The following is a 15,185-nucleotide window of genomic DNA, read 5'->3' as shown; positions in this document are numbered from 1 at the left end:
ACATGAGTAACTACCCGTTTAAGCGAATGTTTGTTGTCGTAATGGACTCAGTAGGAATAGGTGAAGCACCTGATGCTGAACAGTTTGGCGATAAGGGGGCCGATACGCTTGGCCATATTGCTGAAAAGATGGAAGGGCTGAAGGTGCCAAACCTGGAAAAACTGGGATTGGGTATGATCAAAAAAGCACCCGGTATTTCAGCAGTGTCTTCTCCTGAAGCTTCTTATGGCATCATGGAGGAAGCATCGCAGAGTAAAGATACAATGACAGGCCACTGGGAAATGATGGGGCTTTATATCGGTGAGCCGTTTCAAACATTTCCGGACGGATTTCCGCCTGATTTAATAGGAAAGCTGGAAGAAGCGACAGGGAGAAAAGTGATCGGCAATAAAGTTGCTTCCGGTACGGAAATTATCGAAGAGCTCGGAGAAGCCCATGTGAAAAGCGGAGACTTAATTGTTTACACTTCTGCAGATTCCGTGCTGCAGATTGCAGCCCATGAAGATATCGTTCCCATTGAAGAACTTTATGATATTTGTGAAAAAGCGCGGAAAATGACGTATGATCCGCCTTATATGCTGGGCAGAATTATCGCAAGGCCATTTGTGGGAGATGCCGGCTCATTTGAACGTACTTCCAACCGTCATGATTATGCATTAAAGCCATTCGGACAGACCGTGCTGAACTATTTAGAGGACAGCAGCCTGGACAGCCTGGCTGTTGGAAAAATCAGCGATATTTTCGACAATGAGGGAATTACTGATTCACTTCGTACGACATCGAATATGGACGGAATGGATAAGCTGATGCAGACGATCCGCCGGGACTTTACCGGACTCAGCTTTTTAAATCTTGTCGATTTTGATGCGAAATTCGGCCACCGCCGGGATCCGATCGGATATGGAAAAGCAATAGAAGAGTTCGATCAGAGACTGCCGGAAGTGATGGAGAGTTTAAACGAGGATGATATTCTTATTATTACCGCAGATCACGGCAATGACCCGGTCCACCCGGGAACCGATCATACCAGGGAAGTAGTGCCGCTGCTTGCCTACTCCCCGTCCGTTACTCCCGGGCGTGATCTCGGCACACGAAAGACGTTCGCTGATGTAGGCGCAACGATTGCAGAAAACTTCAATGTACCGATGCCGGAATATGGCAGCAGCTTTTTATCAATTCTAAACAAGAATGGAGACAAATAATGAACATTATCGAGAACGTCCAAAAAGCATCCAGTACGATTCAGTCATACACCAGCATTCAGCCTAAGATTGGTCTGATTTTAGGGTCAGGTCTTGGTATTCTTGCTGATGAAATAGAAGAAGCAGTAGTGATTCCTTATGAAAAAATCCCTGGCTTCCCGGTTTCCACCGTAGAAGGACATGCCGGCGAGCTTGTTGTTGGTAAGCTCGAAGGAGTCGCGGTTGCGGCAATGAAAGGCCGTTTTCATTACTATGAGGGCTATTCCATGCAGGAGGTTACTTTTCCAGTGCGCGTCATGCATATGCTGGGTATTGAAGCGCTTTTTGTTACGAATGCTGCCGGAGGTATTAACGAATCGTTTAAAGCGGGCAACTTAATGCGAATTAAAGACCATATCAACCAGATGGGGGCAAATCCTTTAATCGGCAAAAACGAAGAGTCTTTCGGCACCCGCTTTCCGGATATGTCGAATGCCTATTCTGAAAGACTTGCCCATATTGCCAATAAAGCTGCCAAAGAGCTTGAAATTGACTTAAAAGAAGGCGTTTATGCAGCGAATACGGGTCCATGCTATGAAACACCGACTGAAATTAACATGCTGCGTGTACTTGGGGCGGATGCTGTAGGGATGTCGACGGTTCCCGAAGTAATCGCAGCAGCACACTCTTCTATTCAGGTTCTGGGAATTTCCTGCATTTCCAACATGGCTGCCGGCATACTTGACCAGCCGCTCAGCCACGATGAAGTAATGGAGACTACCACGGCTGTCCGGGCAGAATTTTTATCACTAATGAAAAATATTGTTAAACGGACGGGGGAAGAGTTGTAAATGAGCATCTCGGCCACTGAAATAAACGAAGCAGCTGATTTTATTCAGTCCAAAATAGACAAAGCACCTGCTGTCGCCATGATTTTAGGATCCGGTCTCGGGGATCTGGCAGAAGAGATAGAAGAGCCGGTATACATTCCATACAATGAGATTCCACATTTTCCCGTATCTACAGTGGAAGGACATGCAGGACGCCTTGTTATTGGCAGGCTTCAGGGAAAAGAGGTCATTGCCATGCAGGGACGCTTTCATTACTATGAAGGCTATTCGATGCAGGAAGTCACCTTCCCGGTCCGGGTAATGAAAAGCCTTGGAGCAGAGAATCTGATTGTAACCAATGCATGCGGGGGAATGAATAAAAACTATCAGCCCGGCGATTTAATGGTGATAGAAGACCATTTAAATATGACAAACGATAATCCGCTTATTGGAGAGAATTTGGAGGCATTCGGCCCCCGGTTTCCTGATATGAGTACAGCCTATAATAAAGAATTTCAGAAACTTGCCCATCGCTGCGCCGAAAAAGAAGGCTTAACGCTGCAGCAGGGAGTGTACGCCGGCATTACCGGACCTTATTTTATGTCTGCAGCAGAATTAATTATGCTCCGTCGTCTCGGAGGGGATGTCGTAGGTATGTCCACGGTCCCGGAAGTTATCGTCGCGCAGCACAGTGGAATGAATATTCTGGGCATTTCCTGCGTCACAGACATGGCAGTCGGCGAAGATCTGCAGGGTGTGACTCATCAGGAAGTAATGGAAACAGCTGCCAGAACAAAGCCTAAATTTATTTCGCTGGTAAAAGAAATCATAAAAAGCATGCCGGCATCATAACATTCTAAATGAAAAGAGGCGCATACAATGAGAATGGTAGACATTATTACAGATAAACGGGATGGAAAAGAATTACCGCAGGAAGCAATTGAATGGTTTATTAACGAGTATACAAAGGGCGGGGTTCCTGATTATCAGGCAGCAGCCTTTGCCATGGCCGTTTATTTTAAAGGGATGACGCAGTCTGAAGCAGCTGCGCTGACTTTTGCAATGGCGGCTTCCGGCGATCAGCTTGATCTGTCTGAGGTGGAAGGAGTCAAAGTGGACAAACATTCCACCGGTGGAGTGGGAGACAAAACAACGCTTATTCTAGGTCCCATTGTAGCGGCACTTGGCATACCGGTAGCAAAAATGTCCGGGCGCGGCCTCGGTCATACTGGCGGAACGATAGATAAGCTGGAAGCATTTACAGGCTTCCAGACGGAAATCAGCCAGGATGAATTTATTAAGCTCGTAAACCAGAACAAGATTGCCCTTGCCGGGCAGAGCGGAAATTTGACGCCCGCTGATAAGAAGCTGTACTCGCTTCGTGACGTAACAGGCACAGTTAATTCCATTCCATTGATTGCCAGCTCTGTGATGAGCAAAAAAATTGCTGCCGGAGCAGACGCCATTGTTCTCGATGTAAAGACAGGCAGCGGGGCCTTTATGGAAAGCGTGGAAGAGGCGAGAGAACTTGCAGGCGCGATGGTGGATATTGGGAAATCACTGGATCGGAAAACGATGGCAGTTATATCCGATATGAATCAGCCGCTCGGCCGTTTTGTCGGAAACGCGCTGGAAGTCAAAGAAGCCATTGATACGTTAAACGGAAAAGGACCAAAAGATCTTCACGATCTAAGCGTGACGCTTGCCGCTCACATGGTTGTCCTTGCGGATAAAGCAGCTAATTTGGAAGAAGCAGTGAAATTGGTGGAGCAGGTTATTAATAATGGGGAAGCGCTGAAAAAAATGAAGCAGTTTATTGAAGCGCAGGGAGGCGACGCCTCGTCGGTGGATGATTCCAGTCTTCTGCTCAACGCTTCTCATCTAATAGAAGTAACATCTGAAAAAGATGGATTTGTCAGCGGAATGAAAGCTTCTGAAATAGGACGTGCGGCCATGACGCTTGGTGCAGGACGGGCAACAAAAGACGATGAAATTGATTATGCGGTAGGAATCGAACTTCAGAAAAAAATTGGGGACCGCGTTCAGGCAGGCGATGTGCTTGCTGTTCTTCACGCTAATCAGACAGATGTTTCGGAAGCATCTGCTATTGTCAGGGAAGCCTATGAATATTCTGATTCCGAAGTTGTGCCGGAGCCTCTTATTCATGACACGATCGTATAAAAGTCCCTGATAACGACTGCGAGAGTTTTTCTTTGTACTCCTGCCAATAGATGCTACAATATAAATCACTGAATGGGAGTAGGGGGAAAAACTATGTATCTACACGGCACCAGCCAAATAAACAGTAAAGGCCACCTGGAAATAGGCGGCGTTGATACAATGGATATAACGAAAGAATACGGAACACCGGTTTTTGTATATGATGTAGAGCTGATACGGCGCCGGGCGAGAGGCTTTAAAAAAGCATTCGAAACAGAAGGCATGCAGTATCAGGTGGCATATGCGAGCAAGGCGTTCAGCTGTATTGCTATGGTTCAGCTTGCTGACGAACTGGGATTAAGCCTCGATGTTGTTTCAGGTGGAGAAATGCTGACGGCCAAGCGTGCCGGATTTCCAATGGAACGTGTTCACCTTCATGGGAATAACAAATCCCTTGAGGAAATCCAGATGGCTCTTGATCTTGATGTCGGGTGTTTTGTAGTGGATAATTTTCATGAATTGGATATGCTCAAGGAGCAGACTGAAAAAACGAAAAAATCCCCGCATGTGCTGATTCGCACAACCCCTGGAATTGAAGCTCATACGCATGAGTATATTTCCACAGGCCAGGAAGACTCGAAGTTTGGTTTTGATTTAACGAGCGGACAGGCAGATGAAGCAATTAAGCGTCTGAAAGATCATCCTTATCTGCAGCTAAAAGGGATCCACTGCCATATAGGTTCACAGATTTTTGATACGAATGGTTTTTCCATGGCTATTGAAAAATTATTCAGCCAGATTATCCGCTGGAAAGAAGAATTGGATTTCGAGCCGGAAGTGCTCAATGCAGGGGGCGGTTTCGGGATCCGCTATGTAGAGGGTGACGAGCCGCTGCTGCCGGAGGAGTATGTTACCTCTTTAATTCATACGGTGAAAGAACAGTCTGCCATGCACGGACTAAAGATTCCTGAAATCTGGATTGAGCCCGGCCGTGCAATGACCGGGGATGCCGGGACTACGCTTTATAAAATTGGCTCCCAGAAAAACATTCCTGGTGTCCGCAGGTATGCTGCAGTTGATGGAGGTATGACCGATAATATCCGTCCTGCGCTGTACCATGCTGAATATGAAGGGGTGCTGGCAAACCGCGCCAACGATAAAGCAGAAGATACGTTTGCTATTGCAGGGAAATGCTGCGAGTCCGGCGATATGCTGATCTGGGACCTGCCTCTTCCGGAAATTGCCGAAGATGATGTGCTGGCAGTTTTCTGCACGGGTGCCTATGGATATGCCATGGCTAATAACTATAACCGATTTTCCAGACCTCCGGTCGTTTTTGCAGAAAACGGTTCGGTCCAGCTCGTCATAAAAAAAGAATCCTATGAAGATTTATTAAGAAATGATTTGCCTCTTCGCTCAGCAGAGAGGGTATAATAGAACAGCCGGTTTTATTGAACCGGGTTTTACATTTTAAAGAAGGTGGTTGATTGTGATGAAAAAAGGAAGCATTAAGTTTGAAAATGGAGAAGAAATTCAAATTGAATTCTTTGACCAGGATGCACCAGGAACGGTAGAAAACTTCGAAACACTTGCCAACAAAGGCTTTTATAATGGATTGAATTTCCACCGCGTTATTCCTGGATTCGTAGCCCAGGGCGGAGACCCAAGCGGCAACGGCACAGGTGGACCGGGATATACCATTAAATGTGAAACAGAAGGAAATCCTAATAAGCACGGTAAAGGCTATTTATCAATGGCGCATGCCGGCAAAGATACGGGCGGAAGCCAGTTCTTTATTCTCTTTGAACCACAGCCTCACTTAGACGGTGTTCACACGGTCTTTGGTAAAGTAACAGAAGGCCTGGATACGGTAGACAGAATCAAGCAGGGCGACGTTATGCAGGAAGTAAAAGTCTGGAGCGAATAAAGCAAAAAAACCGGCTTCGTGCCGGTTTTTTTACATAACAGAACTGTCAGGCATTTTAGTTGACGATTCTCATTGGGTTATCATATGATTAAGTATATACTTTTAGAAAATAACATTGGTACCTGCCGTACGGCAGTTCCTTCGGGGTCGGGTGAAAGTCCCAACCGGCGGTGATAAAGAGCATTCTCTTTTTAGTCCGTGACCCGTAATGCTTAGGCAGAGCGGTGGATTCGGTGAAATTCCGAAGCCGACAGTAAAGTCTGGATGGGAGAAGGAAACCATGTTTAAATAGGCTGCGTGATACTATGTGTTTAACATAGAGAAGCGGCCTTTGATCCCTTTTTACAGGGCTTATTTAAACGTGATTAATTACTCCCCCGAAGGAAACAGTCCTTCGGGGGTTTTTATATGCTCCGAAGCTGGTTGGACGGGGCAGCGGGAAAGGCTGTAATAAATATGAACGATGAAACATATATGAATTTCGCACTGGATCTGGCAGTTTCCGCTTCAGGCCAGACCTCCCCCAACCCATTAGTGGGAGCTGTAATAGTGAAAAACAATCAAATTGTCGGCATGGGGGCCCACCTGAAAGCGGGGACACCCCACGCAGAAGTGCATGCTGTGCGCATGGCAGGGGACCAGGCGCAGGGCGCCACGGCCTATGTGACGCTGGAACCGTGCAGCCATTATGGGAGGACGCCTCCCTGCGCTGATCTATTGATCGAAAGCCGCGTTGATAGAGTAGTGGTGGCTTCTGTCGATCCCAACCCCGAAGTGAAAGGAAGAGGGATCGAAAAATTAAAGGCAGCCGGAATAACCGTGGAAGTCGGAGTACTAAAAGAAAAAGCGGATAAGATAAACAGCTTTTTCTTTCACTATATGAAAACAGCGACCCCCTACGTGACGCTTAAAGCAGCAGCTACACTGGACGGGAAAACGGCTTCCTACACAGGCAGCAGCAAATGGATTACGGGGGAAAGAGCAAGAGAAGATGTCCATTTAAACCGAATGAAGCACGATGCGATACTAATCGGTGCGGGAACAGCCGCTGCTGACGATCCGTCTCTTAATGTCAGGCTGGATCATGCGTTCAGGCAGCCGGTACGAATTATCCTGGATACTTCCCTGCGAACGAGTCCGACTGCAAAAATGCTGCATGATAAAGGAGCTCCCGTTTGGATAATCTGCGGCAGCGGAGCCGATGAGAAAAGAAAACAGGCTTTGGAAGCCGCCGGAGCCGATATTATAAAGCTGCAGGAGGAAACAATAACGATCCCTGTTCTTCTCGGAAAGCTGGGAGAAAAAAATATACAGTCTTTGTATGTAGAAGGCGGGGCAGCTGTACATGGCAGCTTTTTAGATGCAGCCGCTTTTCAGGAACTGCACTATTATATAGCCCCAAAGCTGATTGGCGGAAAAACGGCATTTCCTGTTTTTGGAGGACGTGGCATCGCTCTTATGGAAGAGGCCGCAGAACTGGTAGTGGAATCAACTGAAACATTAGGAGAAGATATGAAGATAACGGCTTTTCCAAAGAAAGGATGAATGCTGTGTTCACAGGAATTATAGAAGAAAAAGCAACAATTGCCCAGATGAATGACCATGAAACGCATATGGAGCTGAAAATAAAAGCGGAAAAAATTATGCAGGACATGAAAGAAGGAGACAGTATTTCCATTAACGGCGTCTGCCTGACAGTTACAGATTTCGATGAAAACATGTTTCAGGTCGATGTCATGCCTGAAACAATGAAAAGCACCAGTCTTCAGGCTCTTCAAGAGAACAGCCGCGTAAATGTGGAAAGGGCTATGGCTGCCAATAACCGGTTCGGCGGACATTTTGTAAGCGGCCATGTGGATGCAGCTGGAAGAATTGCTTCCATTGAGCCGCTGGCAAACGCGGTGTACATTCATATTGAAGTACCGGAGCAGCTGATGCCTTATATGATGCTCAAAGGATCCGTAACGCTCGACGGCATAAGTCTTACGCTATTTGGAGTGGACGATGCAGCATCTACTATTACCGTTTCGATTATTCCGCATACGTGGGAAGAAACAAATTTATCTACGAAGCAGCTAAATGATCCAATCAACGTAGAATGCGATGTGTTAATGAAATACACAGAGCGTCTGCTTGAAACCAAATACAAAAAAGCGTAAAACTCCAACAGAAAGAAGGCAGATGCATCATGGAAAATGAATCCATGTTTCATACAATTGAAGAAGCCATCTATGAATTAATGCAGGGAAAAGCAGTTATCGTAGTCGATGATGAGGATAGGGAAAATGAAGGTGACTTTGTCGCTTTATCCGATAGAATAACACCGGACACGATTAACTTTATGATCACGCACGGACGTGGTCTCGTATGTACGCCCATTACCGAAAAAAGGGCCAGTGAGCTGGAGCTGGTGCCGATGGTCGACCACAATACCGATCCCCACGGCACAGCGTTCACAGTCAGCGTCGATCACAAAAGTGCGTCTACCGGCATTTCAGCCAAAGAACGAGCAGATACAATCCTTTCTCTTGTTAATAATAAAACCCGGCCGCTCGATCTAAAGCGTCCCGGCCATGTTTTCCCATTGATCGCTAAAGAGGGAGGCGTTCTCCGCAGAGCCGGACATACCGAAGCGGCTGTTGACCTGGCACGTCTTTCCGGTGCTGAGCCGTCAGGCGTTATCTGTGAAATTATTAAAGAGGATGGGGAAATGGCCCGTGTCCCTGAGCTTCTTGAAATCGCTGAAAAACATGAAATTAAGATGATTACAATTAAAGATCTTATTAAATACCGTCATAAAAAAGACAAGCTGATCGTAAGAGAAACAGAAGTGAAGCTGCCAACAGAATTCGGCGAATTTACAGCGTACGGCTACACTTCTATTATTGATCAAAAAGAAAGTATCGCGCTCGTAAAGGGTAATATTCTGCCGGATGAACCCGTACTAGTACGTGTGCACTCAGAGTGTTTAACAGGAGATGTTTTTGGTTCCCACCGCTGCGACTGCGGCCCTCAGCTTCATGCAGCCCTGCATCAGATTGAGCAGGAAGGCAGCGGTATTCTGCTGTACATGCGCCAGGAGGGAAGAGGTATTGGCCTGATCAATAAGCTGAAAGCCTATGAACTTCAGGAGCAGGGATATGATACAGTAGAAGCTAATGAAAAGCTTGGTTTTGCACCTGATCTCCGCGATTATGGAATTGGCGCCCAGATTCTTAAAGATCTTGGAGTAAAAAAAATGAACCTGCTTACCAATAATCCCAGAAAAATTACCGGGCTCAAGGGTTATGATCTCGAAGTGATCGACCGTGTACCTATTCAGCTTCCACTTAACAAGGATAACGAAAGGTATATGCGGACCAAACAGGGAAAAATGGGGCACATGCTCCACTTCTAAATATATGCAGCATAACATTAGAGAATAAGGGAGTTTTCAGACATGGGACAGAATTTTGAAGGATCTATGACAGGACAGGATTTAAAAATAGCAGTAGTTACCGGACGCTTTAACGATTTTATTACTGGGAGACTGCTTGAAGGAGCAGTCGGTACATTAAAACGCCACGGTGTAACAGAAGAAAATATCGATACCGTCTGGGTACCGGGTGCATTTGAAATTCCTTATGCTTCCAAAAAACTGGCGCAGACAAAAAAATATGATGCAATTATTACACTTGGCACCGTTATCCGCGGAGCGACGCCTCACTTTGATTATGTCTGCTCAGAAGCAGCCAAAGGAGTATCACAGGTAGCAATGAATTACGATCTTCCCGTTATATTCGGCGTATTAACAACAAATACGATCGAAGAAGCGGTGGAAAGAGCCGGCACAAAAGCTGGCAATAAAGGCGCAGACGCAGCGCTTGCAGCAATTGAAATGGCTAATCTTGATAAACTTTTTTAAATCATGTACAATATCGATAAATCATGAAACATGGCGGTTCCAACTGCCATGTTTTCGTGCTGTTTGAGGACATGATTCTGTAAGCAGCACATATCTTCTATTTTTCGAAAGTGATGAGGGATATATTTATATGTTCATGAAATTTAAGCCTGCACAACGAAAAATTGCAATGGGGCTGCTGTCATACACGCCGGAAGAAAAGAGTATTAAATTATTGCTTGAAACCGTGCAGAAGTATGAAACAGAAAGCAGCTGGGAGCTTTTTTTATGGAAGGAAAAAGAAGATATTGTAGGGGTTATTGGTATTGTGAATGAAACAGAGAATACGGTCAGGCTGCAGCACTTATGTATTAACCCATCCTACCGGGGAGAAGGTCTGGGCAGGAAAATGGTGGAAGTAATGCAGCAGCGCCTTCAAAAAAATATGGTTCCTTCCGACGCGGTAAAAAGCTTTCTTGAATCATGCCAGCAGGAAGAAACCCAGAGTACGTAAAAAAAGCGTCCGCTTCGTAACAGGCGGACGCTTTCTTATGGGAATTTCTTTAGTAAGGGGAATAACGGCCGGCCGCAGCCTGCTTTCGCTTCTTTTGTTCTTCGCGCTCCTGAATCACATCGGATCGGTCCCGGCGTGTATGGCGGTCAATTAATTCCTTATCGGCCATATCGCTTTTATTCTGCCAGACAATCCGGAGTCGTGCACATTCTTCCTGACAGTGCTTAACGAGTCCTTCATCTGTCAGGGGGATATTTAAATCCGAATAAGGATCGTCGGATAAAAGCTGATCGAGCTGTAAATAGATGCGGTTTAACAATTCATCTGTATCGATAGAAAGCTGCTGCAGGGAATACGAATGCTCAGCAATAATTCCTGAAGAACGAAGGAGCACTTTCTCTGCGCCTGCATAATTGCCGCGGCGCTGATGATATAACCCGACGGCAAGCTGAATGAGTCCTACCCAGTGTTTGTCGCGTCTGCCGGCTTCTTTTTCCTTCCAGTGTTCTTCTAACAATTCATGGCATTCAAAGTAATCACGATGCCCGTGAAACTGAATAAGGAATTGAATATAGCTGTCAGAGTAAATAGGAGGCATAGCATGCACTCGCTTTCGTTGAATATTTTCTTTGACAATGTTCTAAAGGCCGTTGGAGTACATATTCTAAACTTTACCACAGGTGCTTTTCATTAATCTACTCCAAGACGTTAAACGTCATAAATTCGCCTATCGTTAAGCAGCAGATGGATATGATATAATTCAAGTGTGTGAAAGGGAACAGAGGGGTAGAAAAATGGAGAAATACAGCGTAAAAATTGATACATTCGAGGGACCGCTCGATCTGCTGCTGCATTTAATCCAACAATCAGAAGTAGATATTTATCATATTTCTGTTTCAACGATTACAGCCCAATATTTGGACTATGTGCGGACGATGCAGGAGCTTCAGCTCGATGTAGCAAGTGAATATTTAGTGATGGCAGCATCTCTTCTGGAGATCAAAAGCAGCATGCTTCTGCCTGCACCGATTTTTGAGGAAGAAGAAGAGGACTACGAGTACGACCCCAGGGAAGAACTCATTTATCGTTTATCCGAATATAAAAAGTATAAAGCCGCTGCAGACTATCTGAAAAAGCAGGAAGCCGAAGCGGGTACTTATTATACAAAACCATTTTCAAGATCGTGGCAGGAACTTAAAGATAAAAAAGAAGATACGGCGCTGCCAGATAACGTATCCATATACGATATGATTGACGCCCTGCAGAGGCTGAAGACCCGCGCTGCGTTTAACAAACCTTCCTCTGCAGTCATCAAACAGGAAACGTATTCCGTTGAAGAGATGATCGGTTCTATTGAAAACATGTTAGCCTCCCGGCACGGCAGCTGCTTATTCGCAGACTTTTTTATGGAGGCGGATAAGCCGAAAGTGGTGGTTACATTTCTGGCGATGCTGGAAATGATGAAGCAGCAAAAAATCATCTGTACACAGGATGGAAATTTCTCTGATATTGAAGTACATACCGCTGGAGGAACAACGTATGGTAAATAAGGAAAAACAAAAAGCAGTATTGGAATCTCTTCTTTATGTAAGTGGAGAAGAAGGAGTGGAAATGGAAGATGCTGCGGGTCTGCTGCAGATCAGCATGGAGGAATGTTCTTTTCTGCTGGAAGAAATGAAGCAGCAGATGCAGAAAAAGGAAGGCGGTTTGTGTTTGAAACAGACCGGTACCTCCTATCAGATGGCAGCAAAAGATGAGTACGCTTCGTATATAGAGCAGTACGTCATCACTCCTGATCGACCGAAGCTCTCTCAGGCTGCCCTGGAGACACTTGCGATCATAGCTTATAATGAGCCGATTACTAAAACAGAAATTGATGACATACGAAGTGTGAGTTCGGGCAGTTCCATTCAGACTCTGGTTGCCAAAGCCCTGATAGCAGAAGCAGGCCGGGCTGACAAAATTGGGCGGCCTATTCTATACCGCACGTCCAAACGCTTTTTGGAATATTTTGAGCTCACATCGCTGCAGGAACTTCCGGATATCCAGCAGTTCAGTGAAGAAAAAACAGATGATCCGGATCAGTTTTTCAGCCGGATTGATGCATGGGACGAAAACGAAAGATAGGCACCGTGCTGAACGGAAAAAAGGTTGTGGTTCCACAGCATGATGCGTATGATATAGAAGATGAGGTGAAGCAGATGGAAAGATTGCAGAAAGTAATAGCAGGAGCAGGAATTACGTCCAGACGAAAAGCAGAAAAGCTGATCGAAGAAGGACGCGTTACTGTAAATGGTGATGTAGTAACAGAATTAGGAACAAAAGTAACAGTTGGAAATGACGTAGTGGAAGTAGATGGAGTGCCTTTGGATAAAGAGCAGCCGGTCTATTTTCTTCTATATAAGCCTAAATCAATCATTTCAGCTGTAAGTGATGATAAAGGCCGTAAGGTGGTAAATGATTTTCTGCCGGATATTGAACAGCGTATTTTTCCGGTAGGCAGGCTGGATTATGAAACGTCCGGGCTTCTTCTTTTAACAAATGATGGTGATTTTGCTCATTTGATGATGCATCCCCGCAATAAAATTGTTAAAACGTACATTGCAAAAGTAGAAGGAAGACCTTCAAAAGAAAACCTGAAAAAGCTGGAGCGGGGCATTTATCTGGAAGATGGTAAAACGGCGCCTGCAAAAGTAAACGTCAAAAGCTCCAATAAGTCGGGAAATTCTTCTATTATCGAGATCTCCATTCATGAAGGAAAAAACCAGCAGGTTCGACGGATGTTTGAACATATCGGACACAAGGTGATTAAGCTGAAGCGGGAAAGTTATGCGTTTCTAACCCTGCAGGGGCTGGAGCCGGGCGATTCAAGAGAATTAAAGCCGATTGAAGTGAAGAAACTGCGTGATCTGGCAGAGCAGGAATAAAATAAGGCTTTCTGTTCCGGTACATAATTCGGACAGAAAGCCTGCTTCATCAAATAAATAGAGAAACAGATGCCCGGCAGGGTAAGCTAATGGGGTGTTTCTATGGCTAAAGTGATTTGTGAATGCGGTTACTCAAATCCGGAAGGGACCGATCTTTGTGAGGCATGCGGGAAACCGCTGAATGAAAAAGCGAAGCAGCAGACGCTCGTAGATATGAGATATGAAGGGGTGGCAAGGCGCTCCCAGACATATAATAAATCTATTGTCGATAAAGTCTGGAACTTTTTTTCTTCGGTAAAAGTAGGGATATGGATCATTATCCTGACGCTTCTTGCATCGTCTCTTGGCACCATTTTTCCACAGGAAATGTATATTCCAAATAACGTATCAGCAGCGGAGCACTATCAGGAAGAGTACGGCGTGCTCGGCCAGATCTATTACACGCTTGGATTACATAATATGTACAGTTCCTGGTGGTATATGGCGCTGATTGCTTCTTTGGGAATTTCGTTGATTATTGCAAGTCTCGACCGGGTAGTGCCGCTGTACCGGGTATTAAAGCATCAAAAAGTATCCAGAAATGAAGGGTTTCTCCGCAGACAGCGGATGTTTGGGGAAATGACTGTGCCGGCAGGAGAAAATCAGCTGGAAGCGGCAAAACATATATTGAAGAAAAGAAAATTTAAAATCCGTGAAGAAGGAGATAACCTGGTTGCCGAAAAGGGGCGCTTCTCGAGGTGGGGCCCTTATGTAAACCATGTAGGCCTGATTATCTTTTTGACAGGAGCGATGCTGCGCTTTTTTCCGGGCATGTATGTAGATGAAGTAGTCTGGGTGCGTGAAGGAGAAACCGAAGTTGTTCCTGGAACGGATGGAGAGTATTTTGTTGAAAACGAACAGTTCTTCCTGGAGATGTATGATGAAAATGACGAGACGTTTGCTACTGCTCTTGAAAGAGCCGGAGGAAACATCGTCGAGACGTTCCAGACGGATGCAATTGTATATGAGCGGGAAGAAGGCGGAACGATTGGAGAAGAACCCGATCTGCAGGAACTGAAGCGGGATGAAATCCGCGTAAATGAACCACTTACTTTTGATGGCTTCAGCCTTTACCAGGTGGACTATAAGCTGAATGAATTAAACGTGATGAGTCTGGAAATGGTAAACCGGGAAACCGGGGAAAGCGTAGGGGAGCTGCAGATCGATTTGTTTAATCCGGAAAGCGAATATGACTTAGGAGACGGCTACCGCGTAGTGATCGACTCTTATTTTCCCAACTTTGAATTCAACGAAGAGGGAGAACCTTCTACTATATCAAGCATTCCCGATAATCCTGCATTTATTTTTCAAATGTTCTCACCAGAGCATGAGGAAGAAGGGGAATACAGCTTTGTAGGTATTCAGAGAAACGAGGATGTTTTTGGGGAAAATGACTATGAGATGAGCTTTCAAAACGTGGAAACAAAAAATGTGACCGGGCTGACGGTTCGTAAAGACAATACGCTTCCATTTATTGCAGCGGGTGGAATTATCTTTATGATCGGCCTTATTCAGGGGTCCTACTGGTCCCACCGAAGAGTGTGGCTGAAAAAAGAAAACGGAAAACTTCTTTATGCGGGACACGCAAACAAACACTGGCAGACGTTAAAACGCGATTTTGAGGCGCTTTATGAAGAAGCCGGCATTTCTCCTCCTGTAGACCAGGTAGCTGAGAAGGAACAAGCGGAAGAAAAGAAAAAACAACAAGAAGGAGGAAGCTAACG

At 45.5% G+C, this 15,185-nt stretch carries 16 protein-coding genes and 1 riboswitch; of the genes, 15 read left to right on the top strand and 1 reads right to left on the bottom strand.

Annotated elements, in window-relative coordinates; genetic code table 11:
• Nucleotides 1-2: 2 nt before the first annotated feature.
• The 11 genes from deoB to ATL39_RS10405 all read left to right on the top strand — a co-directional run bounded on the left by deoB (nucleotide 3) and on the right by ATL39_RS10405 (nucleotide 10,495).
• Complete coding sequence (deoB, locus tag ATL39_RS10455) at nucleotides 3-1,202, top strand: phosphopentomutase (protein ID WP_120193308.1); 1,200 nt, start codon at nucleotides 3-5, stop codon at nucleotides 1,200-1,202.
• Nucleotides 1,202-2,032, top strand: coding sequence for a purine-nucleoside phosphorylase (locus ATL39_RS10450; protein WP_120193307.1), 831 nt, complete (start codon nucleotides 1,202-1,204; stop codon nucleotides 2,030-2,032). The genes deoB and ATL39_RS10450 overlap by 1 nt, the downstream gene beginning before the upstream one ends.
• Nucleotides 2,033-2,863 (top strand): purine-nucleoside phosphorylase, encoded by an 831-nt coding sequence (locus ATL39_RS10445; RefSeq protein WP_120193306.1) that lies wholly within the window; start codon nucleotides 2,033-2,035, stop codon nucleotides 2,861-2,863.
• A gap of 27 nt (nucleotides 2,864-2,890) precedes the next feature.
• Nucleotides 2,891-4,192, top strand: a complete 1,302-nt coding sequence (locus ATL39_RS10440) for a pyrimidine-nucleoside phosphorylase (protein WP_120193305.1) — start codon at nucleotides 2,891-2,893, stop codon at nucleotides 4,190-4,192.
• Between the two features lie 93 nt (nucleotides 4,193-4,285).
• The gene (lysA, locus tag ATL39_RS10435) at nucleotides 4,286-5,605 is read left to right on the top strand and encodes a diaminopimelate decarboxylase (RefSeq protein WP_120193304.1); all 1,320 of its coding nucleotides are present in this window, start codon (nucleotides 4,286-4,288) and stop codon (nucleotides 5,603-5,605) included.
• Between the two features lie 58 nt (nucleotides 5,606-5,663).
• Entirely contained in the window at nucleotides 5,664-6,098 is a 435-nt protein-coding gene (locus ATL39_RS10430) for a peptidylprolyl isomerase (RefSeq protein ID WP_120193303.1), read from the top strand.
• 133 nt (nucleotides 6,099-6,231) lie between these two features.
• Nucleotides 6,232-6,378: riboswitch (FMN riboswitch) on the top strand.
• 128 nt (nucleotides 6,379-6,506) lie between these two features.
• On the top strand, nucleotides 6,507-7,643 hold the full coding sequence (gene ribD, locus ATL39_RS10425; protein WP_245960971.1) for a bifunctional diaminohydroxyphosphoribosylaminopyrimidine deaminase/5-amino-6-(5-phosphoribosylamino)uracil reductase RibD: 1,137 nt from the start codon (nucleotides 6,507-6,509) through the stop codon (nucleotides 7,641-7,643).
• A 5-nt stretch (nucleotides 7,644-7,648) separates the two neighbouring features.
• A complete protein-coding gene (gene ribE / locus ATL39_RS10420; RefSeq protein WP_120193576.1) occupies nucleotides 7,649-8,257 on the top strand; it encodes a riboflavin synthase in 609 nt (202 codons plus the stop codon).
• A 44-nt stretch (nucleotides 8,258-8,301) separates the two neighbouring features.
• A complete protein-coding gene (locus ATL39_RS10415) occupies nucleotides 8,302-9,495 on the top strand; it encodes a bifunctional 3,4-dihydroxy-2-butanone-4-phosphate synthase/GTP cyclohydrolase II (protein WP_120193575.1) in 1,194 nt (397 codons plus the stop codon).
• Between the two features lie 42 nt (nucleotides 9,496-9,537).
• Nucleotides 9,538-10,002 (top strand): 6,7-dimethyl-8-ribityllumazine synthase, encoded by a 465-nt coding sequence (ribH, locus tag ATL39_RS10410; RefSeq protein WP_120193302.1) that lies wholly within the window; start codon nucleotides 9,538-9,540, stop codon nucleotides 10,000-10,002.
• 130 nt (nucleotides 10,003-10,132) lie between these two features.
• Nucleotides 10,133-10,495: a GNAT family N-acetyltransferase gene (locus tag ATL39_RS10405; RefSeq protein WP_120193301.1), complete on the top strand. Its 363-nt coding sequence runs from the start codon at nucleotides 10,133-10,135 to the stop codon at nucleotides 10,493-10,495.
• 49 nt (nucleotides 10,496-10,544) lie between these two features.
• Here ATL39_RS10405 and ATL39_RS10400 read toward each other — a convergent pair whose 3' ends face one another.
• Nucleotides 10,545-11,093 carry a DUF309 domain-containing protein gene (locus tag ATL39_RS10400; protein WP_120193300.1) on the bottom strand — a complete coding sequence of 183 codons (549 nt, stop codon included), beginning with the start codon at nucleotides 11,091-11,093 and terminating at the stop codon, nucleotides 10,545-10,547.
• 196 nt (nucleotides 11,094-11,289) lie between these two features.
• Between ATL39_RS10400 and ATL39_RS10395 the strand changes: the two genes are divergently transcribed.
• From ATL39_RS10395 to resB, 4 genes are all read left to right on the top strand, one after another.
• Nucleotides 11,290-12,045, top strand: a complete 756-nt coding sequence (locus ATL39_RS10395) for a segregation and condensation protein A (protein ID WP_120193299.1) — start codon at nucleotides 11,290-11,292, stop codon at nucleotides 12,043-12,045.
• On the top strand, nucleotides 12,035-12,622 hold the full coding sequence (scpB, locus tag ATL39_RS10390) for an SMC-Scp complex subunit ScpB (RefSeq protein WP_170146904.1): 588 nt from the start codon (nucleotides 12,035-12,037) through the stop codon (nucleotides 12,620-12,622). The genes ATL39_RS10395 and scpB overlap by 11 nt, the downstream gene beginning before the upstream one ends.
• A 74-nt stretch (nucleotides 12,623-12,696) precedes the next feature.
• On the top strand, nucleotides 12,697-13,422 hold the full coding sequence (locus tag ATL39_RS10385; RefSeq protein WP_120193574.1) for a pseudouridine synthase: 726 nt from the start codon (nucleotides 12,697-12,699) through the stop codon (nucleotides 13,420-13,422).
• Between the two features lie 102 nt (nucleotides 13,423-13,524).
• Entirely contained in the window at nucleotides 13,525-15,183 is a 1,659-nt protein-coding gene (resB, locus tag ATL39_RS10380; RefSeq protein ID WP_120193297.1) for a cytochrome c biogenesis protein ResB, read from the top strand.
• The last annotated feature ends 2 nt before the right edge of the window (nucleotides 15,184-15,185 follow it).

It is taken from the genome of Sinobaca qinghaiensis, from assembly GCF_003610495.1.
Classification (GTDB): domain Bacteria; phylum Bacillota; class Bacilli; order Bacillales; family Marinococcaceae; genus Sinobaca; species Sinobaca qinghaiensis.
Note: the sequence above shows the minus strand (reverse complement) of the source record. Positions and strands in the feature narration are given on the sequence as shown.